General features: G+C 61.3%; 19 protein-coding genes. 1 reads left to right on the top strand and 18 read right to left on the bottom strand.

Annotated features, from left to right (window positions below; translation table 11 throughout):
• Positions 1-33: 33 nt before the first annotated feature.
• The 18 genes from CHR90_RS11910 to CHR90_RS11825 all read right to left on the bottom strand — a co-directional run bounded on the left by CHR90_RS11910 (position 34) and on the right by CHR90_RS11825 (position 22,936).
• The gene (locus CHR90_RS11910) at positions 34-2,043 is read right to left on the bottom strand and encodes a hypothetical protein (protein ID WP_094409207.1); all 2,010 of its coding nucleotides are present in this window, start codon (positions 2,041-2,043) and stop codon (positions 34-36) included.
• 94 nt (positions 2,044-2,137) lie between these two features.
• Positions 2,138-2,926, bottom strand: a complete 789-nt coding sequence (locus CHR90_RS11905) for a MinD/ParA family protein (protein ID WP_094409206.1) — start codon at positions 2,924-2,926, stop codon at positions 2,138-2,140.
• A complete protein-coding gene (locus CHR90_RS11900) occupies positions 2,923-3,996 on the bottom strand; it encodes a flagellar biosynthesis protein FlhF (protein ID WP_094409205.1) in 1,074 nt (357 codons plus the stop codon). Before CHR90_RS11900 ends, CHR90_RS11905 begins: the two co-directional genes overlap by 4 nt.
• A gap of 49 nt (positions 3,997-4,045) precedes the next feature.
• Entirely contained in the window at positions 4,046-6,184 is a 2,139-nt protein-coding gene (flhA, locus tag CHR90_RS11895; RefSeq protein ID WP_373283818.1) for a flagellar biosynthesis protein FlhA, read from the bottom strand.
• An 18-nt stretch (positions 6,185-6,202) separates the two neighbouring features.
• Positions 6,203-7,627, bottom strand: a complete 1,425-nt coding sequence (locus CHR90_RS11890) for a sigma-54-dependent transcriptional regulator (RefSeq protein ID WP_094409204.1) — start codon at positions 7,625-7,627, stop codon at positions 6,203-6,205.
• A 73-nt stretch (positions 7,628-7,700) separates the two neighbouring features.
• A complete protein-coding gene (fliN, locus tag CHR90_RS11885) occupies positions 7,701-8,030 on the bottom strand; it encodes a flagellar motor switch protein FliN (RefSeq protein ID WP_094409203.1) in 330 nt (109 codons plus the stop codon).
• A 50-nt stretch (positions 8,031-8,080) separates the two neighbouring features.
• Positions 8,081-9,505 carry a FliH/SctL family protein gene (locus CHR90_RS19435; RefSeq protein WP_096777662.1) on the bottom strand — a complete coding sequence of 475 codons (1,425 nt, stop codon included), beginning with the start codon at positions 9,503-9,505 and terminating at the stop codon, positions 8,081-8,083.
• Positions 9,506-9,532: 27 nt separating this feature from the next.
• Positions 9,533-10,546 carry a flagellar motor switch protein FliG gene (gene fliG, locus CHR90_RS11875; protein ID WP_094409202.1) on the bottom strand — a complete coding sequence of 338 codons (1,014 nt, stop codon included), beginning with the start codon at positions 10,544-10,546 and terminating at the stop codon, positions 9,533-9,535.
• Positions 10,547-10,611: 65 nt separating this feature from the next.
• On the bottom strand, positions 10,612-12,255 hold the full coding sequence (gene fliF / locus CHR90_RS11870; protein WP_094409201.1) for a flagellar basal-body MS-ring/collar protein FliF: 1,644 nt from the start codon (positions 12,253-12,255) through the stop codon (positions 10,612-10,614).
• A gap of 460 nt (positions 12,256-12,715) precedes the next feature.
• On the bottom strand, positions 12,716-14,089 hold the full coding sequence (locus tag CHR90_RS11865) for a flagellar hook protein FlgE (RefSeq protein ID WP_094409200.1): 1,374 nt from the start codon (positions 14,087-14,089) through the stop codon (positions 12,716-12,718).
• A gap of 69 nt (positions 14,090-14,158) precedes the next feature.
• Positions 14,159-16,084, bottom strand: a complete 1,926-nt coding sequence (locus CHR90_RS11860; RefSeq protein ID WP_094409199.1) for a flagellar hook-basal body complex protein — start codon at positions 16,082-16,084, stop codon at positions 14,159-14,161.
• A 60-nt stretch (positions 16,085-16,144) separates the two neighbouring features.
• Positions 16,145-17,113: a FlgD immunoglobulin-like domain containing protein gene (locus tag CHR90_RS11855; RefSeq protein WP_094409198.1), complete on the bottom strand. Its 969-nt coding sequence runs from the start codon at positions 17,111-17,113 to the stop codon at positions 16,145-16,147.
• Positions 17,114-17,140: 27 nt separating this feature from the next.
• The gene (locus tag CHR90_RS11850) at positions 17,141-19,072 is read right to left on the bottom strand and encodes a flagellar hook-length control protein FliK (RefSeq protein WP_094409197.1); all 1,932 of its coding nucleotides are present in this window, start codon (positions 19,070-19,072) and stop codon (positions 17,141-17,143) included.
• Positions 19,073-19,311: 239 nt separating this feature from the next.
• Entirely contained in the window at positions 19,312-19,854 is a 543-nt protein-coding gene (locus CHR90_RS11845; protein WP_094409196.1) for a GNAT family N-acetyltransferase, read from the bottom strand.
• Between the two features lie 2 nt (positions 19,855-19,856).
• Positions 19,857-20,615 (bottom strand): imidazole glycerol phosphate synthase subunit HisF, encoded by a 759-nt coding sequence (gene hisF, locus CHR90_RS11840; RefSeq protein WP_094409195.1) that lies wholly within the window; start codon positions 20,613-20,615, stop codon positions 19,857-19,859.
• A gap of 5 nt (positions 20,616-20,620) precedes the next feature.
• Positions 20,621-21,247: an imidazole glycerol phosphate synthase subunit HisH gene (hisH, locus tag CHR90_RS11835; protein ID WP_094409194.1), complete on the bottom strand. Its 627-nt coding sequence runs from the start codon at positions 21,245-21,247 to the stop codon at positions 20,621-20,623.
• Between the two features lie 27 nt (positions 21,248-21,274).
• Positions 21,275-22,462, bottom strand: a complete 1,188-nt coding sequence (locus tag CHR90_RS11830) for an N-acetyl sugar amidotransferase (RefSeq protein ID WP_094409193.1) — start codon at positions 22,460-22,462, stop codon at positions 21,275-21,277.
• A 114-nt stretch (positions 22,463-22,576) separates the two neighbouring features.
• On the bottom strand, positions 22,577-22,936 hold the full coding sequence (locus CHR90_RS11825; protein WP_094409192.1) for a hypothetical protein: 360 nt from the start codon (positions 22,934-22,936) through the stop codon (positions 22,577-22,579).
• Positions 22,937-23,234: 298 nt separating this feature from the next.
• On the opposite strand from CHR90_RS11825, the gene CHR90_RS11820 reads away from it, so the two are divergent.
• Entirely contained in the window at positions 23,235-24,455 is a 1,221-nt protein-coding gene (locus CHR90_RS11820; protein ID WP_094409191.1) for a flagellin N-terminal helical domain-containing protein, read from the top strand.
• Positions 24,456-24,554 lie beyond the last annotated feature (99 nt).

Genomic DNA, 24,554 nt, shown 5'->3' with positions numbered 1-24,554 from the left:
AGTTATCTCATGAAAAACATGAAATGTTGATCGTTAAACCATCAATCCGCCGCGCCGGTGGGCCGACTGGCCCGTATCGGGAACCAGCTTGGGGGCAACCTGAAAGATCACACTGCCCGCCACGCCGCGTGCGATCGTGCTGTCGAGAAAGATCGTGCGGATATCATTGCGCAGCCGCTGGGGGAGCGCCTCGGGCGTGCGGATCACCAGATCAAGCTGGTTGGACTTCGCCAAGCCATCCACCTGCAGCGCGCCGATATGGGTGAGGGTCAGGTCGAGCAGGAAGCGTTGGCCGCCGCCCTCGTTCTTCTGGTTTCGTTCGGCTTCTTCATCGGAAACCTGATGCAGATACAGGCGGATCGGTTCGATGGTGGCGCCGCCGGTCATTACGGGTAAGGTCATACCGCGCCACTCCGCACCGCCGGTGCCGCGCGCTTCTTCGCCCGCCGCTTCGAACTCCTGGATCGCCCCAGCGAGGGCCGAGCGGCCTTTGCTGGTTTTCTCCAGCGACGCCCGGGCCGAATCGCCGACCAGAGTGCGCAGATCGCCCTTCGCCGCGCCGCTCGCAAAAACCATCAGGCTTGCGGCGAGCTGCGGCCCGAGGCGTGGCAGCATCGCGAGAACCGCTTGTTCGGTTTGGCCGCCCGCCTGTTGGGCAGCGGCGATCATCGCGGGCAGGCTCGGGTAGGTTGGGAAGGTCTGCGTCGGCGCGACCGGGGCTTGAGCACTGGCCGAGGGCGTTGGAAGCGCTGCCCCGAGTTGCGGCACCAGTTGAAGCTGCGTGCCCGGCGGCAGCGGGGCGGCCTCGAGCGACAGAACGGCCGTGCCGACGGTGATGATCGGGCGGTTCTGGGCGCCGTTGCCGATCACGGTTCCGGTGACCGTTCCCGGCGGCGGTGGCGCGGGCGGCGCGCTTGACGCGACCGAAGGGGCCCCTTGCGGTTCGGCACTGGCGAGCGACAGCAGGGAGGCAAGCCCTTCCCGCAAAAACCCGAGCGGGCTTGGCGCGGGCGGAGCCGCAGTGGCGGCACGGGCGGTCGTTGTTGCGGGGGCCGGGGACTGCGGTGCTGGCGCCTCCGGCGTTTCGGCTGGGGGTGGCGTGATCGCAACCAGCTTGAGGCTCACCTGCTCGCCCGGTTGTGTAACGGAAAAGACCGATGGGGCCGACGCTCCTGGGACAGACGAGCCGGGTATCGGCCCGGTGGCCGGCTGAGCCGGAGAGGCGCCAGGCTGTATTGGCGGCGCCGCGCTCGGAAAACCACCGTTGGTCGGGGCAGGCGGCGCCATGCTCGTGGTGACCGGAGAGCCGCCCGGTGCGGGGGGCGGCGGCGCTGCCCCGGTAGCCGTCGGTAGCGGGGCCGCAGGCGTCCCCGTTGTCGTGGGCGAGGCGGGGGCCGGAACGGTCCCGATTGCTGGGTTTGCGGCAGGTGCGCCCCGTCCGGCAGCAGGCTGCGTGAGGCCGGTCATCGCAACCGTCGCCGGATCGACCGTTGCGGCGACACTGATCGCCCCTGGAGCATAGGCGGCAACGGCGGCTTGCGGCAGGATACCTGTGCTGACCGTGGGCGCCGTAGCAGCGGGCAGGGGCGCCGCGCCGGGAACCGGCACCGGGTCCGCCGGACGGATAATGATCGCGTTCAGGGTGCTACCCGCCGTTGCGGTCGGCAGCGTGCCGGGCAGGGTGGGAACCGTTGGAACCGTCAGCGGTTGGTTCGCCAGGGCCGCCTGCGGATTGGTCCCGCCGACGAGTTGCAGGCGCTGGTTGGCAACCTCCGGCCCGATCTGAAACAGAAGTTGGGTGCCGGATTGCAAGGCCAGGGCCGAGGTAATGGTGATCGACCCCTGCGCGGTTAGCACGCTGTAGGTATTATTCGCCGTGCGGCCTTGCACCACGCCCTGCAACAATGCGCCTTCGGGGATTTGCTTCACCCAGGTCGGCATATCGGGCACGCCGACCGACCCTTCGAAAAAGACTGGCGCCGGGCCGGTGGGCGGCGCTGTGATCAGCCCGGAAGGAAGCGCTTGCTGCGGAACCGTAACCATGCTGGCCTCCACGCCTTCTCGGCAAATTCTGCCGGAAAGACGGTATGATGCGTTTAATTAAAGAAGGTACCGCAATTTCTGCGCCAGACAGAGCCTATTCGGCGGCGGTGGATCTGGCCATGAGCCGGGCGGCGACGGCTTCGACATCTAAGGCAACGTCACTGGTGGGATGTTTGGAGAAGATCGGCGATTGGCTGCGGATCGCCTCCAGCACGCGCTTATCCTTGCGCACCGATCCCAAGAAGGTAGGGGTGCGCTTCAGGAACGTTTCGCAGGCTTTCCCGAGGGTCTGATAGGTCTTATCGCCCTCGCCGCTGGTGCGGGCCTGATTGATGACGATGCGCAAATCCGCCCCCGGATCGTCCGATAAGCTGACCTTGATGAAGGCATAAGCGTCGGTCAAGGACGTCGGTTCGGCGGTCGCCACCACGATGCGCGCGCCGCAGGGCAGGGCCATGATCCTTACCAGCCGATCCACGCCCGCACCGAGGTCGAGAATGACGTAATCATATTTCTTGGCGAGATCGGCGAGATCACCCGCCAAAATCTGCAAGCGGGTTGGCGGCAGGGCCGCAAGCCCCCCCGCGCCAGAGCGGCCTGCAATGACATCGAACCCGCCGGGCCCATAGGGAACGATCACCTGATGCAACTTCGCTTTTCCGGCGATGACCCAGGAAATATCCTTCTGCGGTACAATGCCCAACTGCACATCGACGTTGGCAAGGCCGAGGTCGCCGTCGAACAGCAATATTTTTCGCCCGGCGCGGGCGAGGGCGGTCGCGAGCGAGATCGAAAAGAACGTCTTGCCGACCCCGCCCTTCCCAGAGGCGACGGCGATCAGGTTCGGTGCTTTGCGCGGGACAGGGGGCGGGGCTTGGGTCACGGCGCGGGCGACAGGCCGAAGGAGGGGCGGGGCGAATCATCGAGGCGTGGGCTGGCCTCCCCCGGTAGCGGCAGGTCCGTCTCCTCGCCCGGCATCGCATCAGGGATTAAGAGTTTCGCCAGCGAGACGGCATTGACCGGCAGCAGCCCATCGGCGACGTGGGACGTAACGGAAACATCGCAAAAGCTCAACTCTGCCACATCGGCGGCCACTAGCACCGATCCCAGCCGCCGTGCGGCATCGAGTCGGGTGGCGAGCAGCCGCGTCGCGCCCAGCCGCCCGAAGGCTTTGGCGATGGTCGCCGCCTCTTCCGGGTCGTAACCGGCGGGCAGCACCAGCACCGCATCCATATTGCCCGCCGCGAGGAGACGTTCGAGTTCGTCCATTTCCTCCGCGTCATAGGGATTGACGGCGCCGGTATCGATCAGCGTCAGGGTTTCCGGTCCCGCGATGCGGCTGGCTTCCAGCGCGTCGGCCAGGGTTTCGGCGTCGAGCGCGGTCTGAAGGTCGAGCGATAGGATCCGCGTAAAGGCGGCAAGCTGGTCAACCCCGCCCGCCCGCATCGTATCGGTAGTAATCACATGTACCGGGCGGCTGGACAAAACGGCCCGCGCCGCCAGTTTGGCGACGGTAACGGTTTTCCCCGATCCGGGCGGGCCGACCAGCGCAATCGGCTTCGTCACGTTCCGCTCCGGCAGCGGCGAGAAGCTAAACGCGCTATCGAGCGCGGCGGCCAGCGTCATGATCGGCGCATCGACGGCCAGGGCGGAGGCGGCACGCACCAGTTTTTCCGCCAGGGGCGCTGCAGCGCGCACCAGCCGTTCCGACAAATCGGGCGGAATGCCATGCTTATCAAGGGCGAGAGCGATGGTTTCCAGCGCGTCGAGCGGCTGATCCATCGGCGGCAGGGTATCCGCCATCGGGTCGTCATCCACCGCAGCGGTGACCCGCAACCCGCGCCCGGACTCGCTGCGCTGGGACGATAGGATGATCGCGTTATCGCCCAGTTCGTCACGGACCCGCCGGATGGCCTCCGGCATCGATTCCGCATAGAACATCTTCATCCGCATGAGGGGCGCCTATGCCTGAGCCGGAAAGCGATGGACCATGATCCGGTTCCTAAATCTGCCCAAGGGTGCGGATTTTCGCTTTAGCATGGATTTCCGACTGGCTGAGCACGGTGGTTGCCGGGCGGAAGCGTTCGATGATCGAGCGCACATAGGGCCGGATACCAGGGCTTACCAGCAGCACCGGGCTTTCGCCCATCACGGCAAAACGGTCGAAGGTCTGGCGCACGGCAGAAATGAAGCGCTGCAATTGCGACGGCTGCATCGAAAGCTGCTTTTCTTCGCCCTGGCCGACCAGGCTTTCGGCGAACGCCTGTTCCCATTCCGGCGATAGGGTGACCAGCGGCAGCACACCACCGACCGAATGGGCTTCGGAGATTTGGCGGGCGAGGCGGGTGCGGACGTGCTCCGTCATCATGCTGACGTTGCGGGTAAAGGCTGCCGCTTCCGCCACGGCTTCCAAGATCGTCGCCAGGTCGCGGATCGACACGCGCTCCGCCAGCAGGTTTTGCAGAACCCGTTGCAGCCCATTGATGGTGATCTGCCCCGGGATCACATCGGCCACCAGCTTCTGACTGTCCTTGTCGATCTCGTTCAGCAGCTTCTGGGTTTCGGCGTAGGAGAGAAGGTCCGGCATATTGTCCTTCACCACTTCCGTCAGATGAGTGGTGATGACGGTGGGCGGATCAACCACGGTATAGCCGCGGAACAGCGCTTCTTCGCGGTTCGCTTCGGCGATCCACATGGCGGGCAGGCCAAAGGTCGGCTCGGTCGTCGATTCCCCGGCCAGCGAGATTGGCTCGCCGCGCGGGTCCATAACCAGCAGCATATTCGGGCGCAACTCGCCGCGCGCGGCTTCCATTTCTTTGATCCGCACAACATAGGTGTTGGCGGGCAACTGCAGATTATCCTGAATGCGTACGGCGGGCATAATATAGCCCATTTCCGAGGCAACCTGACGGCGCAGTGCCTTGATCTGATCGGTCAGGCGGGCGCCCTTCGGCGAATTGATGAGCGCCAAAAGCCCATAGCCGAGTTCCAGCCTGATCTGATCGATTTGCAGCGCGGTCGAAATTGGCTCGTCGGCAATTGGGGCGGGTGCCGCGCCGGGGGTACCGGGCGCAACGCCCGGCGGCAGGCCTGCGCCGCTACCATCGGCATCGGCGGCTTCCGGCGCCATATTCTTGCGCATGCTGAAATAGGCTGCCGCGCCCATCCCGGCGGCAATCAGGAGGAAGCCGATAGTCGGCATGCCCGGCAGGATCGACAGAACGGCGACCATGACGGCGGCCATGCCCATGGCGGCGGGGAAACCGCCAAGCTGGGCGACCAGCGCTTTATCGGTCGTGCCTTGCGCATTGCCCTTGGTCACCAGCAAACCGGCGGCGACCGAAATGACCAGTGCCGGAATTTGGCTGACGAGACCGTCACCAACGGTCAGCAAGGTATAGTTATTCGCTGCCTGCAAGAACGACAGATTATGTTGGAGCGTACCGATCAGCAGCCCGCCGATGATGTTGATCATCGTGATCAACAGACCGGCAACGGCATCGCCGCGCACGAATTTCGCCGCCCCGTCCATCGCCCCGTAGAAGGTCGATTCGTCTTCCAACTGCTTACGGCGGGCCTTGGCCTCGGCCTCGTTGATCAGACCGGACGATAGATCGGCGTCGATCGCCATCTGCTTGCCGGGCATGGCGTCGAGGGTAAAGCGCGCCGCGACTTCCGCGATACGGCCCGAGCCTTTGGTGATGACGACGAAGTTCACGATCATCAGGATGATAAAGACGATCACCCCGATGATGAAATTCCCCGACATCAACAGCTTACCGAAGGTCTCGATCACGTGACCGGCGGCGGCTGTGCCTTGATGACCGTTGCTAAGGATGAGGCGCGTCGTCGCCAAATTTAGGGCGAGGCGCAGCAGTGTCGTGATCAATAGAATAGTCGGGAACGAGCTAAGGTCAGTCGGGCGCTGAATAAACAGCGTGACCATCAGAATCAGTACGGCGGAGGCAAGCGAAAGCCCGAGCGCGAAATCGAGCAGCCATGGTGGCATTGGTAGAATCAGCACCGTCAGAATCGTGACGACGCCGAGCGCTAACCAAAGTTCGCCGCGGGTTAGCAGCCCCTGGCCGATTTTCAGCGCATCCTTGGCGCGCGCTTGAGCATTGGCGGGGACGATAGCCACGGTTTACCCTCCGAAAAACTAAAACGCGGCGCGGTCGCCGTCGCCCGGCGGCGGAACGGCGATACCTTCATCCGCATATTGGCGCAGCTTATTGCGCAGCGTGCGGATCGAAATGCCTAGAATGCTGGCTGCATGGGTGCGGTTGCCGATGCAATGGTGCAGCGTATCAAGAATAAGGTCGCGCTCCACGGCTTCGACCGTGCGCCCGACCAAGGCCGTCGTTGGGCGGTCGTCACCCTGGCCACGCGCGTCCAGACTGCGGCTGACGGCAGCGGACCGGGCGAGTTCGGCTCGGCTGACCTCGGGCGTCGCCACATCCGGCATGGCCGAGGCGCCAGCCCCAGCAGTGTTATTGAGGACGATGGCATCGTCCGAAATCATCGAGCCGATGGACATCAGCACGGCGCGGTGCAGCGTATTTTCAAGTTCGCGCACATTGCCGCGCCACGGGTGGCGCTTCAGCTTCTCAATCGCCGCTGCGGTCAACGGACGGTCAGCTAACCCATTGAGTTCGGCGTATTTCTTGGCGAAATGCTTGGCCAGCAGCGGAATATCGCCGGGCCGTTCCCGCAGCGAGGGCATGGCCAGATTGACGACGTTGAGGCGGTAGTAAAGATCTTCGCGGAACGTGCCTTTGCGCACTTCCGCCTCAAGATCGCGGTTGGATGTCGCGAGCAGACGAATATCGACCTTGATCGGCGTGGTGCCGCCCAGCCGGTCGATTTCCCGTTCCTGGATGGCCCGCAGCAGCTTGGCTTGCAGGCGCGGGTCCATCTCGCTGATTTCATCCAGCAGCAACGTGCCGCCGTTCGCCTCTTCGAACTTCCCGAGGCGCCGGGCGACGGCGCCGGTGAAGGCGCCTTTTTCGTAGCCGAAAAGTTCCGATTCGAGCAGCGTTTCGGGGATGGCGGCGCAATTGACCGAAATGAACTTCTGCGCAGCGCGACGGGAGCGCCGGTGCAGATAGCGCGCCATCACCTCTTTCCCCGTGCCGCTTTCCCCGGTGATCAGCACCGAGGCGTCGGACGGGGCGATCTGGTCGGCAAGGCGCAAGACCCGGGCCATGGCGGGGTCGCCATGCACCACGACATTCGCTTCCTCCAGAACCGCTTCAAGAACCGCCGCAATCAGTTCGGGGTTCGGCGGTAGGGGGAGATATTCCTTGGCCCCCGCCTTAATCGCGCGCACGGCGGCCCCCGCGTCGGTCCCCAGCCCGCAGGCCACGACCGGAACGATAATCCGCTCACTACGCAACGCATCAATCAGGCGGGCAACATCCAGCTTGACGTCGATCATTAAAAGATCAGCGCCCTGGCCGGATCGCAGAGCCGTCAAGGCACCATCAATGTCTGCGACATGGCTGACCTTGGCCCCGCGCCCGTGGGCAATCTTGCCCGCCGTGCTCAGGTGCCCGTCCAAATGCCCGACGATCAACAGTCGCATTGCTGTGCTCCCGAAGTTTCGCCCAAGAAAACCCAACCCTGCACCATCGTAAACCTGGACCCGGCGGCCCCGCTTAGTTGGTGCGGTCGGACTTAATGATTTCCGTCATGGTCACGCCCAGGCGTTCATCGACGATCACCACTTCGCCGCGCGCGACCAGGCGGTTGTTCACATAAATATCGATGGCTTCCCCGACCTTGCGGTCGAGTTCCACGACAGCGCCACGCCCGAGCTTCAGCAACTGGCTAACCTGCATGGTCGCCCGGCCGAGAACAGCGGAAATCTGGACCGGAATATCATAGACCGCACCCAGTTCCCGGGCGCCGCCGCGCCCGCCTTCGCTTGCCGATTCTTCGAGAGCTTCTTCAAGCTCCGAGAGATCCATCATCTTCTTTTCAGCCATTTCCCGTCTCCTTGGCTTTTTAAGACTTATGCTGCTGCACCCCGGGGGGATTACAGCGATGCGGTTTCATACCCTTGGACCACCGCGGATTCATCCGCAATGCCGGCCCCAGTACGTTCTTTCAAATCGGCGACCGAGCGGCGCACGATCTCCGTGACATCGTTCCAGGCCCGCTGGATCAGCCGTTCGGCCCCACCATCGCCCCAGTCCACGCGCACGTCGCTGGGCCCTAGGCTGCCATCGGCCAGCAGGCTGATATGGCCATTGAACCCGGCATTCAGCGCCATGCCCTCAAGCTTCGGGTGCAGAAGTTCGGCAATCTCCGGCTGCACGCGCACGGTGATGCGCGGCTGATCGATGGCCATGCTCAGACTATCCCGAACCACGGCTTCGATCTCACCCAAGCCATAAGTACGCGCCAATTCCGGCATCATCCGCGCGACCAGAGCATAAGCGAGCCGCGCCGCTTCATGGGCGACATTCGTCACAAGCTGCTGGCGGTCGGCCAGAAGACCGGGCACCTGTTGGGCGATGGCTTCGAGCGCCCGCGACCCGCGCGCTTCAACCGTCGCCATCGCGGCCTGCAGCCCAGCCGTCTCGCCATCGGCGTAAGAGGAGGCGCGGGCCGCAGCCAATTCTTCTTCGCTGAATGTCGGCGGCGGCGGGGGCGGCGGCTCTTCCGGTTCCGGCTCGGGTTCGGGTTCCGGCTCCATTTCTAGAACCGGTTCTTCTTCGATTTCGGGCTCTGGTTCCGGCTCAGGGGGCGGCGGGGGTGGGGGCACATAGTCGAACGAGCGGTCGAAGAGATATTTGCGCGGACCCTTCGGGGCAGCGGGTTCATCGTCCCCTGTATCGTCGTCCGTACCGAACGCCGTCTCGCTGTCCGCCTCTAGACCGAAATCCCCTTCATCAGGGGCAGCAAAGAGGGCGGCCTCGGTCTCGGCCGCGACCATCGGTGCCTCTGGGGCGGCGAACTCATCGTCTTCGGCGTTAAAGTCCGCCTCGCCAAACGAGACTGCCAGCGGATTATCAGTCCCCTTGGTCAGCGCGGGCGCATCCGGTTCCGGGGAGCGCAGGTCGGCAAAAGGATCGTCATCCGTCGAAAGCTCAAGCGCGGCTTCGGCGTCCGGGTGTTCCGCTTCTGCATCAAGGCTAAACTCGGCCTCAAGCCCCAAATCCTCGACCGGTGCAGCCGCAACAGGCGCCACCGCTGGGGGCGCGTCCGGCTCGACCGTCGGTTCAGCCGCATCCCACGCCGCGAGATCGAAATCATCGGCGGTATCATCGACTGCGGCAGGAGCCTCGGGGGCCGCCGCCAGTGCCGGATCGGATTTTGCAGAATGATCCTCCGCCGACAGGGCCGGTTCCTCGCCATCCAAGAACGAGAAATCGAGCGCGTCGAAATCCATATCCTCGCCGCCAGCAGGGGGGCTAGCGGCGGGATCGGACGAGGAGGGGGGCAGCGGCGGAACCATAGGCGCAACCTGTCTCGGGGAAACCGATTAGTAGATCAGCTCGTCACCGCCCTTATCCGCGATGACGATTTCACCACGGGCGGCCAGGTCTTTGGCCATCTGCACCATGTACATTTGGGCTTCATCGACGTCGCGCAGGCGCACCGGGCCCATCGAGGCCATGTCTTCGCGCAGCAGTTTGGCGGCACGTTCCGACATATTGCTGAAGAACATGTCGCGCAGACCTTCCGAGGCCCCTTTCAGGGCCATGCCGAGCTTGTCCTTTTCGGTGGCGCGCAGCAGCGTCTGAATCCCGCCGCTATCGAGGCGGCTGAGGTCTTCGAAGGTGAACATCAGCGCCTTAATGCGCTCCGCCGAATCCTTGTTCCGCTCTTCCAGCGCCGTCATAAAGCGCTGTTCGGTGTTGCGGTCGAGGTTATTGAAGATATCAGCCATCTGTTCGTGGGCATCGCGGCGGTTAGTCCGCGCGAGGTTGCTCATGAACTCGGTGCGCAGGGTCTTTTCAACGTCGTTCAGTACGTCCTTCTGCACGGCTTCCATGCGCAGCATACGCATGACGACTTCCAGCGCGAAGGCTTCCGGCAGCAGCGACAGCACGCGCGCCGCATGTTCGGCCTTGATCTTCGACAGAACGACCGCAACGGTCTGCGGATATTCGTTCTTCAGATAATTGGCCAGAACCTGCTCGTTCACATTGCCGAGCTTGTCCCACATGGTGCGACCGGCAGGACCACGGATTTCCTCCATGATCGTATCGACGCGATCCTTGTCGAGAACTTTGCTCAGCAGACGTTCGGTGCTCTCGAACGACCCGGTGAGGGAGCCGGTTTGGCTGAACTGTTCGGCGAATTCGACGAACAGACGTTCGACCACGTTGGACGATACCGTGCCGAGATTGGCCATGGTTTGGGAGATCTCTTTGATCTCCTCATCATCCATCAGTTCGAATAGCCGAGCCGCATGCTCCTCGCCGATGGCGAGCATCAGAATGGCCGCTTTTTCAGGTCCGGTCAGTGACCGGAAATCCTCACGAACACGCATGGCTCGGTTCGACCCTTACCGTTATTGACGTCCAAAATTCACGACAACGCAGCCCCACGGTCCGACTAAGCCCCAGATTCCTGGTATAGCCAGCCGCGCAGAATGGCGACCACGTCTTCGGGATGCTTTTCAATGATTTCCCCGATCTTACGCAGGCTAGAGGCTTTCACCCGGCCTTCGATGCGATTGAGGTCGATCATTTCTTCAATACTATCGCCGATCTCGACAGCCGGGATCATGTCACGCGGGCCGCCAAGCTGGGCCATTCCGTTCTGGCCGAGCAACTGGGCACCGGCACCGGCGGTCGCGGCGGAGGGCACAGCGTCGAACAGGCGGGCGAGCAGCGGGCGAACCACCATCAGCACCACCAGAATACCGACCAGACCCAGCACAGCGATCTTCAGATATTCCATCAGCTCATCGACCGTCGTGTTGCCAAACACCGTCTTAGCAGGCGGCACATCCGCATCCAGCGAGGCAAAGGGCATATTCACCACTTCGACCTGACCCTCGGAGAGGCCTGCTGCGGAGGCAACCAGCGCGCGGATCGCGGCGATTTCCTGAGCAGTTCGCGGTTCCATCACCGGCTTTTGGTTCTCATCGAACCCATTGGTCTTATGATCGACCAGCACAGCCACCGACTTCAGCGCAATGGCGCCAGGGTCGCGGGTGCGGTTCGTGATGCGCTTGCTGATTTCATAGTTCAGCGTTTCTTCAGTGCGGTTGCTGCGCGACTGCGAGGTCGTGGCGCCGCCTGCCGTGGCCGAGCCGGTGGGCAGATTATTGGCGATGGTGACCGAGGGGTTGCCGTCCGTTTCCGACTGTTCGGAACTGTCGTTAACGTTCTGGCTGGAGCGCAGCACCTGCTGTTCCGGGTTGAAGACCTCTTCGGTTTCATTCATCCGGCTGTAATCGACTTCCGCCGAAGCCTCGACGCGCGCCTTGCCGAACCCAATCGACCGTTCGACCAAATTCTCGATCTGGCGGGCAATACGCTGTTCATAGGCTAGGCGGAGTTCTTCGGATTGTTCCAGAACCGCGCCGGTGCTACCGGCATTCACCCCACCCCGCGCCAAAAGCTGGCCCCGTTCATCGGCGATGGCGATCCGTTCCGGCTTCAGGTTCGGCACCGAGGCGGCGATGATATTCTGGATCGCCACGACCTGCGGCTTCTCCAGGCGCTGCGAGCTCGTCATGCGTAGCAAAACCGAGGCGCTGGGTTCCTGGCGTTCGCGGGAAAAGAGTTCGCGGGTCGGCAGCACCAGATGCACGCGGGCATCTTTCACATTGTCGATACCGCGGATGGTCCGAGCCAATTCGCCTTCCAGCGCGCGCAGTTGATTGATGTTCTGCACAAAGCTGGAGGTGGCGAGGCCCTGGGCCTGATCGAAGATTTCATACCCAATCGAACCGCCGGACGGCAGGCCTTCCCCGGCCAGCGAGATGCGGGTCTTCGCAACCTGCTCCACCGGCACATAGATCTGCGCGCCATCGGCCCGGATCTGATAGGGCACGTTCATCTGATCGAGGCGCTGGGTGATCTTCGCCGCATCGGGCTTGCTCAGGTCGCCATAGAGCAGCGCCGTCTCGGTGCCGCCCATGCGGGCGACCACATAGATCAGGAAGGCGATCAGGGCCACAATGATCGCTCCGGCGATTGCCAGACGGACCGGACCGAGAGCCTTAATCTGCTGAATCAGGGCGTTCACGCGTCACCTATCTACAGCGGCCAGAAGCACAGACAAGGCTGCACCGGCTGGTTGCGGGGGTCGGAAAAAGGTCAACCCGACGGGTCTTCCTTCATCCCTCATCCCATCTTTACCGCATTTTCGTCGAGATGGGTAAAAATTGTTAGGCCGAATCGGAAATTTTTGCCTAAAGACGTGGACTTACCCGATTTGGTGATAGTGGCGGATCAAGAGCGCGCCCGATTCTCGCGCATTTGCGAAGATTTGTTGGGGAGAGTTTTTAAGCCGACTTTCCCCGAAAAAGCGACTTGTATCACAGCATGTTGCCGATCTTTTCCACAGGCGGTTCGGCCCGTCAACCCGGGATGCCGGGGCGATGAAGACTCGAGTCAATAAATTTCGATTCGATATATATTTGTATAAAAAAACCAAACGGCACCCAGAGGGTACCGTTTGGCAGATTAAGGTGCTGAGAAGATGCTTAGCGCTTCAGGTCGCGAATGGTCTCGATCATCGCGTCCGTCGTGGTCACCAGCTTGGAGGCGGCTTGATAGCCGCGCTGGGTTACGATCATATCGGTGAATTCATCGGCAAGATCGACGGTCGATTCTTCGAGCTGCGCCCCAAAGACCTTCCCCGCCCCATTGGTGTTGGAGAGGTTGACAGTGGCATCGCCGCTTTCGGCCGTTACCCGGTAGGCGGTGCCGCTAACGGCTTCCAGCCCATAATCGTTGACGAAGGTCACGACGGGGATGGAAGCGACGGCAACGCGCTTGCCTTGATCAAAAAGCTGATAGAGCACCCCGTCATCCCCAACCTCGACCCCAACATAGCCAAGCGGGGTATGGCCATCGGTGGTTGAACCGGAAAGATTGCTCGCTCCGCCAAAGCCGGTAAGCGTCGATTTCCCCGAGTCGTCCTGAAACTTAAAGCTTGGGCTCAGCGTCGCGACCGCCGCCCCGGTTGCCGTGTTGGTGAAGCTGACCGACCCGAAGGAAACCGCCGAGGTGGGGGAGGTCAACTGACCATCCGCACCGAACGTCAGCGTAACGGGGGTGCCCGTCGCCGTTGCGGTCAGGGCCGTACCATCCGGGCCGCTGCCACCAGTGATCTGGGCAGTCCAGGTTTGGGGAGCCGTCTTCGTATAGGTCACGGTGAGGGAATAGGGGGTTCCCGTCGCGTCATAGGCCGTGACCTTGCCTTCCAGCGTCGTGCCGGGGGTGGTGGTCGTTGTCCCGGGGATAACATTGCCGTCCGCGTCGGTGGTGTCCTCGGTTGTCGTTGTCACAGGGGAGGCGTCGGTCGCGGAAAGATTGCCGGTCAGGGTAACCGTGGTCGTCGCTTGGCCCGGCAGGGTACCGACGGCAGGAACCTTGATCGGCTGGAGGCCGTTAAAAGCCCCCGCGCCGGTTCCCGTTGTCGCCGTCGATCCAACCGGCAGGCCCAGCAGCGCATAACCTTTGGAGTTCACCAAGAAACCATTCTTATCGATGGTGAAATCCCCAGCGCGGGTAACCAGCCGTTCCGCCGTTGTCGCGATCTGCCCGGTGGTGCCATCAATCGCTGAGGCGACCGGGAAGAAACCATTCCCAGAAATCGCAAAATTCGTCGAGGTATAAGACGTCGACAGGATGCCCTGCTGATCTATCCGGCCAAATTTGGAGAAGGTCACGCCCTGACCAATACCTGAGTTGGCGGATTTACCGGCGGCAACCAAAGTGGAAAAGCGCGAATCGGAGTCCTTGAACCCGACCGTGCGGGCATTGGCGATATTGTCCGACAGCACACCCATCGCGCTGCTTTGGGCATTCATCGCGGTCACGCCGTTGATCAGGGAATTATTGAAACCCATCATCGCACCTTTACGCTTTGGTCACGGAAGGAGCCCCCTCCCGGCGCCAAAACGCCGGGAGGGGTGTTAGCCTTAACGCTTCAGGTTAATGATTTCCTGCAGCATTTCATCCGACGTGGTGATCGTCTTTGAGTTGGCGCTGTAGTTGCGCTGGGTCACGATCATATCGGTGAATTCTTCGGCGAGATCGACGGTGGAACCTTCCAGCGCATTCGACTGGATTTGCCCGGCGCCGCCGATGCCGGAGAAGTTGGTAGTCGGCGACCCCGAGGCATCGGTCTGGGCATAGAGATTACCCGAGCGGGCATCCAGCTTGTTCGGATCGGCGAAAGCGACGATGGCAACGCGCGCCACGGCCAACCGCTGACCATTATCGAACACGGCGCGGACAACGCCGTCCTTATCGACGGCGACCCCGGTCTTATAGCCGAAGCGCACGCCGTCCTGATTGATGAAGGAGGTCGCAAACGCATCCGACTGCTGGGTCACGCCGTTCTTGGTGCCGACGGTGCCGAAGTTGAAGGTGGGGTTGAGCTTGGTCGCGCCGGTCGAATTTGAGTTTGAAAGATTGACACCGGCGGTTGCAATGGCGCTATTAAAGGTTGCATTTGTGTTCGCTGTAAATCCAGAGATAGAGCCATCCGTGTTAAAACTAATTGACCCCATCCGAGAACTATTCTTAAGCAAACCGGTTAAGGTTTGACCGGCAACTGGAGCCGTATAAACTGCTTGATCGGCTGCTTCAAGACCGCCAGGCACTGTCTCGGAACCATTATAGACCCAGCTATTTTGGGACGTTCCAGTTATAGAGTCAATTGGGTTACCGTTTGAGTCGGTGCGACCAACAATTGTCATTTTGGTTACGTAAACATCCCAGCGATTGGCGCCAGTCTTAATGTAAGCCAGTTGAACATTATGACCGACACCAAGGCTATCATAGATTGTTACATCACTTGTATAGCCCGATTGGATACCGCTAGCATTCGTTAGATCCAGTTGAGCACTTGTGCTGGTGCTAGCAGTACCGGTCGTTGACGACATACGTACTTTGTACTGGCTTGTCAGCGTGGTTGTCAGATTTGCTGGGGCAGCAGCGGTGCCAGAAACGCTCCCGGTAACTTTGAAATTCATCTGGCCACCGGTGGAACCGGTAGCCGTGCTACCAGCAACCGTTGCACTAAAATCTAAGGTACCGGCAGCAGACATCTGACCTAATAAAATGCTTGTTGCTGGTGTTGTGCCTACATTCAGACGGATATCGTATGCGCCGCCATTAACTGTAAAGGTAACATTCGCCGTATATTGGGTCGGTGCGGGGTTGGCCGGGTCGCTTGAAGGATCATTAACACCGGGAGCTGCGACGTTGTAAGTGAAAGGCCCCCCCGCAGGTGGGAATGTGAGGCCAGCCCCAGCGGGAAGGGCCAGGGTATATTGATTCGTCGGTGCTGCACTGGTCGCAGGCAAATTCGCCCCGATCGATACGGTGCCTGTCGCCTTCGCGCTCCCCGTGATCGAGCCGACATTGATGGCCTTCAACTGATCGACCGGCAGCGTTGCCGTCGGCACATTGCCAGCAGCATCCGCCGGAACGCCCAGCAGATACTCACCGCTGGCCGAGGTCAGGAAACCTTCGGAATTCGTGCGGAACGAGCCCGCGCGGGTATAGAGGCGTTCAGTGCCGGTCGGGACTGAGCCATTGGCGCTCACCGCCGTTGAGACCGCGAAAAAGCCACGGCCTGCAATCGCGATATCGGTCGTCGAGGAGGAAGCGTTGATCAGACCCTGCTGATCGATCAGCGCGACCGTATTGGCCTTCACGCCGCCCGGGGCATAGGCGGCGGTCGAGCCGGACTTCGTGACCAGCGTCTCGAAGTCCGCAACGCTGCGCTTATAGCCGATGGTATTGGCGTTCGCGATATTGTCCGAAATCATCGCCATGCTCGAGGCTTGCGACTTCAGACCGGTGACACCTGCTTTCAGGGAGCCGTAGATGCTCATGTTACTCTCCTAGCCTCGAAGACTGATCTGTGCGTTGTTCTGAAAGGGGCCGTTGGGGCGTTAGCCGCGAACCGCCACGATTTTATCGAGATTGATGTAAGCGTCCTTACCGACCTGAAGCTGAACGCCGTTTTCCGTGCTGCCGATATCTTTCACACGGTTCACCGTCGTCAGCTTCGCATCGACCGGGTTGCTCTTATCGTCCGTTACCAGTTTGTCGTTGGCGTCATACGCCAGGATCTTAACCTCATAGCTACCGGCAGCCACGGGGGTATTCTTCTCGTCGCGGCCATCCCAGACCACCGACTTGCGGCCCGCACCAGAGTCGATTTTGAGAACGCGGACCAGCGAGCCATCCGCGTCGTAAATACGGGCTTCGGCGCGGTTATAGGCCTCGGCAAAGGTATAACCGAAGCGCGGCTTCGGCGTTTCCGACAGGGTGATCTTGCTGGTGGGCAGATCGACGGCGACGCTGGCGCCATTTTCGTCCAGGGCGCTCATAATCAGATTATAGGTGCCGACCGGCAGCAGCGAGCCATCGTCCTTGCGGCCATCCCAGGCTTGGGTATGGCTGCCGGACTTGCCGTCGAGGGTCATCGTCCGCACGACGTTACCGTTTTCGTCCTTGATGACAGCGCTGACCGTGGTCGCGTCCTTGGTCATCCAATAGTTGAAGCTTGCGGGCGCCTCGACGGTCAGGAACGAGCCTTCGGCTTCGACATTCTTGCCGATATAGTTCGACGCCTGCAGCATCTGCGCTGCTTGGTTCGACGTCAGCAGCTTGTCGAACTTGGCGTTCAAGTTGATCTGCTGTTCGACCTGGCTGAACTGGACGAGCTGATTGGTGAACTCGCTCGAGTCGGTGGGGTCCAGCGGATCCTGGTTCTTCAACTGCGTCGTCAGCAGTTTCAAGAAGTTGTCATAGGTCGAGGCCACCGAATTACGGGAGTCGATGGTCTGTTGCGACGCGCCATTGAGTTGGCTGATGTCGCCGAACATGTTGGAGGTTGTGCTGCTGGTCGTTGCCATGATCCGTCCTCTGTTCCCAACGTCCCGTCAAATCCGAATGTCGATCACGCCCAAGCCGGGCACGACGCTTTGCTGTGTTGCTACCTGTTCCGGCTCGACGTCGGCTTCGGCTTGCGCGGCAGAATTTGCCCCACGGCCATTTCGTCCGTCCCGTCCAAACCCGCCTTGATCTTGGTTTTGCTCGCGCAGACCGAAGTTCAAGGAGTTCTGGTCGGGGTTTAGGCCGCTATCACGCAAAGCCTGTTCCAACTGCCCACTATCGCGGCGGAGTTGTTCCAGGGCTTCAGGATTATCGACCAGAACGGTCGCACTAACGCGGCCATCGTCGCGCACGTCAACATCGATTGTCACCCGGCCCAGGTGTTCGGGCCGCAGGTCCATCACCACGCGCCCGCCGCCGTTTTCTGCAGTTTCAACCAACCGGGTTCCCACCTGCTGTACGACCGGGTTTTGGAAAACCGGCGCCGCCCGCGCGGCGGCTTTTGCCACTGCTGCCGTTTGCGGGACTGCGGCCGAGGTCGTCCCCGTCGCGGCGAGCATCGGTTGAGCGGAAGTGGGTTTTGCAGGCTGGTCAGTGTTGCCGGTCGTCGTCGTGGGCGCGAGGCCCTCGGCTGCAGCGCTCTTCAAGGCGGCCTTGAAGCTCTGCACCGGCCCGGACAGAGCGGTTTCGTCGCGGATAAGGGCAGCTTGGCTATCGGCCAGTTTTGCCGCGAGCCGTTCCCCTGTCTGCGCACGGTCCTGGCCGCGCTCGCGGGCCTTATCGCTGTGAGACGGGTCGCGGTTGCTGCCCTGGTCGCGCGCCGCCTCGCTGTCCGGGGCCTGAACCGCCTCGGCGGTCGGTAGTGCGGCGAGCGTATCGGCGTCTTGGCCGGTTGCCGAATCGGCCGCAGGTATCGCCTGGGCGGTCTTGGCTTTGGGCTGGCTATCGGCAACGATGGGAGCGGCGGTCGCCGTCTGGGCGGCGACCGTCTCCGGCGTCGGTTCGGTTGCCTTCGGTGCCGCGTCGGTCTTCGGGGTATCTTGGGGTGATGCGGTTTCGGCCGTTGCTTCCGGCGTGATAACCGTTAGGCTTTCGATCACCGCATCGGCCTGGGGCGAGCCCGCCTGGGGAGATGCCTGACCCTGCGGGGTCGGTCCCTTGCTCTGCGTCTGCGGTGTCCCGGTGGTGACCACAGGCTTTGCTTCTGGGGTTGGCAGCGGCGCGACAGCTTCAGGGCTTACGGCCTCGGCAGTGGGCAGCGTGGGCGCAGCTACCGAAGCGGTTTCGGTTGGCGCGGGCGTGCCGGACGCAACGGTCTGCGGGAGGGCAACCGGTTCCTGCTGGGCCAGATCAGCATCGACCGGCACTGCATTTGGCGCCGGTGCGGCGCCCGTCGGGGCCGGAGGAAGATCGGCAACCGGCCCGGCGTCGATGACCTGAGGGGGGAGCGCTTGCGGCAGCGGGGCCACAAGGGCTGTCGGCGTTGCGCTGGCATCCTGCGCCGCCGCCGGGTCTTCCGCCGCTGGACGTGACGCTTCATCAGCCGGGGCGGGTTGCGTTTCCGTCGTAGCGTCGCCCGACGGGGCGGCCGTGACGGGTGCATCGGCAATATTTGCCGATACCGCGTCATCGGTATGAGCCGCGTCGCCGGTCTTAACCGTCGCCTCGGTTTCCTTTGGCGCTGCGTCGGGGGCCTCGGCGGTCTTTTCCGATGCTGCCGGTTTGGCGGTGGCCTCAGCCTCGGGCTTGCTCGGCGTCTCTTTACGGGACGGGGCGCTTGGGGCAGTGACGCTCCGCGCCGGGGCCGGTTTCTGGGCCGGAGTAGCCTTATTGGTCTGGTCCAGTAGCGATTCGAACTGGCGCACCTGCTCCGGCGCTGATTTTCCCTTCAGCGCAGCCGCATCGGCCGCTGCAGGGATCCCCGTCAGCCCGGTGCGAAAGCGATCGACCAACATTGTCTTAACCGGCGTAGAAGCCATGGTTGACTACCTCCATCAGCGTCGCTCTCACTCTAGCACGTTGCGTGCCAATCTCAACAACGCCTCTGATCTCTATGATAAATAACAGAGAATGAAGGTTTGGGCGAGGGGAAAATGGGGGCGAGGGATCAGAAGGGTAGGATTCGCCCCCCGTTTTTCCCTATTAGCTGCTGGAGTCGGGCACTTCTTGCCCAGTCAGAGGAACCTCAAACGCCGCGCGGCGGCAACGGTTCTTGGAGTCAGGTCGTCGGATTTAAGCAGCCAAGCAGGATATGATCGGCCCAATGACCGTCCTCCAGCCGCCAATAGCGGGGCAAGCGGCCTTCCACCTGCCAACCTGCCTTCACAAAGGCCCGGACCGACCCCTCGTTACCGCCGTAGCAGCCCGCATAAAGACGGTTCAAATTTAGCGAGTCGAAACCGTAGCGGGTGAGGGCGGTAATCGCCTCCGTGGCAAGACCACGGCCCCAGACGGATTTATCACCGATCAACAGGCCGATATCGCCGCGCAGATGTTCCCGGCTGACGGGACCAAGCTTTATATTGCCGACGTGCCGCCCGTCGTCCTTCAAGAACATTCCCAGCAGCAGCGCATCCGGGTTCTGGTTCATCGATTTGATAAACCCGGCCAAACTATCTGGCGTATGCTGGGAAAAGCGGGCCTCGAGAAAGCGTAGGATGTCGGGGTCTTGCATCCAGGTCAGGTAGGGGCCGGTCGCGGCCTGGTCATCCAGACTGCGCAGCCAAAGCTGCGGGGTTTCAAGCGCGCCGGTCAGAATCATGCTTATCTCCGCAAACTATGGCCGCAGCCGAGAAGATATTGTCGTAACTTCACGATATTATTGTCCGAGAAGACCAGCATCGTCCCCAGCCCCAGGGCATCCACCCCGGCGGTGAGGGCGGCATCGAGATGATCAAGGGTTCCGGCCCCGCCTTCGAGGATGATCGGCACCGAAACCGCATCGGCGATCATCCGATAAAGATCGAGATCAAACCCCAGGCGCGTTCCTTCCCGGTGAACCGCCATCAGCCGAATTTCCCCGGCACCGCGCGCCACGGCCTCCTGCGCCCAGGCAATCGGTGTGCGATTGCTGACGATGGCGCCGGTGCGATGATCGTAGAGATAATAAGTCCCTGTCTCGTCCTGCGTCACATCCAGCCCGAGCACCACGGCTTGCGCCCCGAAGCGGCGTGCAACTTGGTCCAGCAGGGCAGGATTATCGAGCGCTGGCCCGGTAAAGGCGAGCTTATCGGCCCCGGTTTGCATCGCCTGCTGCGCCAGATCGAAACTGGTCAATCCGCCCCCCAGGGTAAGGGGCATGGTGCATTCTTCGGCTACCTTGGCAAAGGCGATGAAATCCGGTGCGCCTCCGTTCCGGCTGGCGTCGATATCGACCAGCAGAACCTCGTCCGCGTCCTGGGCGGCATGGGCGCGGGTGATACTGGGGGGATTACCGGCATCCCGATGATCGCCATAGCGCACGCCTTTGACGAGGCGGCCCTGGCGGAGCAGCAGGGTCGGGATCAAACGACGGGTCAGCATCCGGGCTAAACCTTCCAGCGCATGAAATTGGCGATCAGTTTTTCGCCCTCGACCTGGCTTTTCTCGGGGTGGAATTGGGTGGCGAACACTGTTTCTGTGCGAAGCGCCGCCGGAACCGGCCCGGCATAATCGGCCTCGCCCGCCAAAACCGCCGGATCAAGCCCGCTCATTTCGTAAGAATGCGCGAAATAGTAGAAGGTATCGCGGTCAAGGATACCCGGGGGCGGGGGGGCGCCGCCGTCCGGGCGGTAAACCTTGTTCCAACCCATATGGGGGACACGCCGCCCTGGTGCCTCTTCAAGCCGGGTCACCTTGCCTTTGACCCAGCCGAGGCCTTGGTGAACGCCATATTCATGCAGTTCCTCGGCCAGAAGCTGCATACCGACGCAGATGCACAGCATCGGGGTGCCGCGAACCCGCACGGCTTCGGATAAGGCTTCGACGTAACCGCCGTTGCGCAGCCGGTCCATCGCGGTGCCTGCCGCGCCGACGCCGGGGAGCAAAATGCGATCCGCACTCAGCAGATCATCCGGTCCCCGGCTGAGTTCCGCATCCCAACCCGCCCGCCAGACAGCTTGCTTAACCGACGCGATATTCCCAGCGCCGTAATCGACGATAACGAGATCACTCATCGGTTTCTCTCCAGCCTCGACCAGCGCTTAAGCGTCTTCGGGGAGTTTTCCCATATCGACGGACTTCTTCCAATGGGCGTAATCCCACGGTACATCCGTGTTGCAATTGCTCTGGCAGCTCTCGCAACTCGGCATCACATGGGGGGCAACAACATGGGGCTCGATCAGATCCATGAAGTGCTGTTCGTCGATGCCTAGGATATCGAGGAAGAGATCAAGCGCGGCGGGGCGCTTGCCGTCATATTCCGCCACCAGCTTTTCTGCCGTCGCCCGATCCATCCGATTGTTACGGATATCGATGGAGGTGACATGCGTGGTGCGGCCGAAGCCGCGCTTTAGCCATTTGATATAGTCGCGCACGCCCTGAACAAAGCATTCGATCTTTTCGTAGTCGTATTCCGGCGGCACGCCTTCGACCTGATCGCCCTGCCAGTCTAATTCCTGCTTGATGATATCGACCTGCTTGCGCACATCCCATGGGATGAAATGCCCAAGGAAGACTGAGCGAACCCCGAGCTTGCGCAGATCGCGGGTGGGCGGGAAGGTGAAGGGCTTCAGGTCGCGCAGACTGACCGGATACTCGGACACGCTATTATCCAGCATGCCCAACATATCTTCGGCATTGATGCCCAGATTGACGATGCGGTTGAAGCGGCGCTCGTCATGCTCTTCCACGTCATTATAGCCATAGAAGGAGCTATATTCCGAACTGGGCTCGCCCCAGAACACCAGCGGCACCTGCTGACGCAGGGCTTCCCACATCGGAAAGGCAAAAATGCCCGTATGGCAGTGCCAGCAGAAATCGCCGCGGCGCTTCAGCGCCTCGTACATCAGCTTGCGAACGACCTGCCAATTCGGCGTGAATTTAACAATGTCGGCGCCCAGCTTGCGCAGCGCCTTGTGACAATTTTCTTCGACCGTTGGGCGCATAAAGCCGTGATCGAAGCGAACGACGAGACACTTTAGCTTCTTCACCTTGATCAGGTACCAAAGCGTGAAGGCCGAGTCCTTGCCGCCAGAGAAGGGCACAATGCAATCGTAATCGTATTTGCCGCGGTACTGCTCCAGCAGCCCGTCGAGATCGCGCCCCCGTTGCTCCCAATCGATCTGATCGTGCTTCACTTCGATCTGCCGACAGACCGAGCAGACACCCTGCTCGTCAAAGCCCAGCGTTTCGGCGGTTTCGGGCATTGTGCAGCGGCTGCAATAACGCATGGGTCCAGCAACTCCCAGGGCCAAAAAAGAACGACCGGCACCTTATATACCGATTCATTGCTCATCTAGCGGGCGTGGGCGCGGGAAGGCAAGGGGTGCAATACGAAGCGTGGTCTAGGTCGTTTGATCCAATTTTCCCGCATCCTGGGCATCGGGACTATCGGCGTTCTTAGGGGAGGCTTCGCCATCGGCGGCAGCTTTCTTGAGCTGCTGGACGTAGCGCGCTACGGCCTGGGAGGGGAACTGCGCGATCAGGGTCTGGCTAGACGCGTCCAGAATAGTCACGAAGAAGCGCCGTAAATCGGGATCGAACCGACCTTTGACGGTAACTCCATAATCCGCCGGTTTCGGGGTGGGGGCGGGGGGTTGCTTTTTCTCTTTTCCGGCGGGTGACGAAGCCGAGCGCTGCTGCGCCCGCGCATTCGAATCGCTGCGTGTAGAGCCCGCACTGGCCGATGACGTTGACGAGTCCATCTACACACCCCTCCTGGGACATAAGGGTAGACATGCAGCGCATGCCACTGCTCCACCCGCCGCGCTTCTACGGCAAAAGCATCATATCAATAGTTTACAACACTTCCCACCCTAAGCGAAGGGGGTTGTCGTGGCGGGAGGAATCATCGAAATCTTTGGATTTCTGCGGATTTGAGGAGACGAATGTATGATGCGCGGGAAAAATTTACCTATTGAATCGACCGAAAACTCCGGTAAGGTCAGCCCAGCATCGCAAAAGGCGGTGTGATCCATCTCCAGTCTCCAGAAGGGGAATAACATGGCTACCAACGTTACTCTGAGCAGCTCCGTCCGCTCGAACCTGCTTGCTCTGCAGAAGACCCAGTCGGCGATCGACGTTACCAACAGCCGTCTGAACACGGGCAAGAAGGTGAACACGGTTATCGATGATGCCGTGGCTTTCTTCTCGGCGAAGGCTCTGGATGATCGCGCTTCGGATTTCAATGATCGTAAGGCGAACATCGATCAGGCCATCAGCGGCATTAACACCGCGCTGACCGCGACCACCGCCATCGATTCGCTGCTGAAGCAGCTGAAGGGTATCGCGACCTCGGCGAAGTCGGCGACCTCGATCGAGCGCGGCACGCTGCAAACCCAGTACAACACTGTTAAGGCGCAGATCGACCAGCTCGTTTCGGATGCGTCGTACCAGGGGCTGAACCTGGTCAGCAACTCGACGTCGATCCAGACCACTCAGTTCTCGGATCGTTCGTCCAGCCGTCTGGTCGTGACCGCTCAGCGTCTCTCGACTTACGGCGCTGGTCTGGCTTCGCAGGTTGCGTCGAACGTTAACTCGGTCGGCACGCTGTCGAACGCTGCTGGCTCGGCCGCTGGTATCACCGCGGGTGCGGTTGGCCAGTACTTCGTTAAGGCTGCAACCTCCGGCGGTGCGTTGCTCACCTACAATCTGGTCCGTTACGATGCGGCTTCGACTGTTGGCGGCGACACGGCATCGTTCAACGTCACGACCGTCTCGACGCGTACGTCGCAGACGTTCGCTCAGGCGACCGCCAGCATCATTCAAGATACCTACAACGTGGTGTCGGGTCTGAATGTTTTCGCCGCTTCGCAGATTTACATCCTTGTTGATGCAAACCTGACGGGCTCCTTCGCGATCTCCACCATCTCGGCTGGTACGCTTTGGTCGGCGGCGGCCTTCGACGTTAACCAGAGCATCAATGCGAACGACTCGTTCAACGAAGCGCTCGATTTCGTCATCCAGGGCCTGGATAACTCGATCAGCCAGAACAACTCGGTTGCTAAGGCTCTTGGTACCAACGTTGCTATTCTGAACACCCGCCTGGAGTTCACGAAGGAATACGTGAACGTTCAGAAGGATGGTTCGGGCAAGCTGACGCTGGCTGATACCAACGAAGAAGGCGCGAACCTCGTCTCGCTGCAGACCCGTCAGCAGCTCGGCGTTCAGGCTCTGGCGTTTGCTGGCCAGACCGAACAGTCTGTGCTCCGTCTGTTCGGCTAGTTCTAGCCAATCTAGTATGCGTTTTGGGAGGGACGGCTTGCCGTCCCTCTTTTTATAATAAAGGGTGGTTATGCCTTTACTAAAGTCCGAGGTTTTGCA

The organism is Elstera cyanobacteriorum, from assembly GCF_002251735.1.
In the GTDB taxonomy this organism is placed as follows: Bacteria; Pseudomonadota; Alphaproteobacteria; order Elsterales; family Elsteraceae; genus Elstera; species Elstera cyanobacteriorum.
The sequence above is the reverse complement of the archived record's forward strand: the minus strand, read 5'-3'. Positions and strand labels throughout refer to the sequence as shown.

Excerpts from the sequence above, each read along its gene's own strand:
- CHR90_RS11890 (WP_094409204.1), bottom strand. The coding sequence starts at position 7,627 with ATGCGACTGTTGATCGTCGGGCATTTGGACGGGCACCTGAGCACGGCG.
- CHR90_RS11900 (WP_094409205.1), bottom strand. The coding sequence starts at position 3,996 with ATGCGGATGAAGATGTTCTATGCGGAATCGATGCCGGAGGCCATCCGG.
- CHR90_RS11865 (WP_094409200.1), bottom strand. The coding sequence starts at position 14,089 with ATGATGGGTTTCAATAATTCCCTGATCAACGGCGTGACCGCGATGAAT.
- CHR90_RS11845 (WP_094409196.1), bottom strand. The coding sequence starts at position 19,854 with ATGATTCTGACCGGCGCGCTTGAAACCCCGCAGCTTTGGCTGCGCAGT.
- fliN (WP_094409203.1), bottom strand. The coding sequence starts at position 8,030 with ATGGCTGAAAAGAAGATGATGGATCTCTCGGAGCTTGAAGAAGCTCTC.
- CHR90_RS11910 (WP_094409207.1), bottom strand. The coding sequence starts at position 2,043 with ATGGTTACGGTTCCGCAGCAAGCGCTTCCTTCCGGGCTGATCACAGCG.
- CHR90_RS19435 (WP_096777662.1), bottom strand. The coding sequence starts at position 9,505 with ATGGTTCCGCCGCTGCCCCCCTCCTCGTCCGATCCCGCCGCTAGCCCC.
- CHR90_RS11850 (WP_094409197.1), bottom strand. The coding sequence starts at position 19,072 with ATGGCTTCTACGCCGGTTAAGACAATGTTGGTCGATCGCTTTCGCACC.
- CHR90_RS11820 (WP_094409191.1), top strand. The coding sequence starts at position 23,235 with ATGGCTACCAACGTTACTCTGAGCAGCTCCGTCCGCTCGAACCTGCTT.
- hisH (WP_094409194.1), bottom strand. The coding sequence starts at position 21,247 with ATGAGTGATCTCGTTATCGTCGATTACGGCGCTGGGAATATCGCGTCG.
- CHR90_RS11855 (WP_094409198.1), bottom strand. The coding sequence starts at position 17,113 with ATGGCAACGACCAGCAGCACAACCTCCAACATGTTCGGCGACATCAGC.
- CHR90_RS11825 (WP_094409192.1), bottom strand. The coding sequence starts at position 22,936 with ATGGACTCGTCAACGTCATCGGCCAGTGCGGGCTCTACACGCAGCGAT.
- fliG (WP_094409202.1), bottom strand. The coding sequence starts at position 10,546 with ATGCGTGTTCGTGAGGATTTCCGGTCACTGACCGGACCTGAAAAAGCG.
- CHR90_RS11830 (WP_094409193.1), bottom strand. The coding sequence starts at position 22,462 with ATGCGTTATTGCAGCCGCTGCACAATGCCCGAAACCGCCGAAACGCTG.
- CHR90_RS11860 (WP_094409199.1), bottom strand. The coding sequence starts at position 16,084 with ATGAGCATCTACGGCTCCCTGAAAGCAGGTGTCACCGGTCTGAAGTCG.
- hisF (WP_094409195.1), bottom strand. The coding sequence starts at position 20,615 with ATGCTGACCCGTCGTTTGATCCCGACCCTGCTGCTCCGCCAGGGCCGC.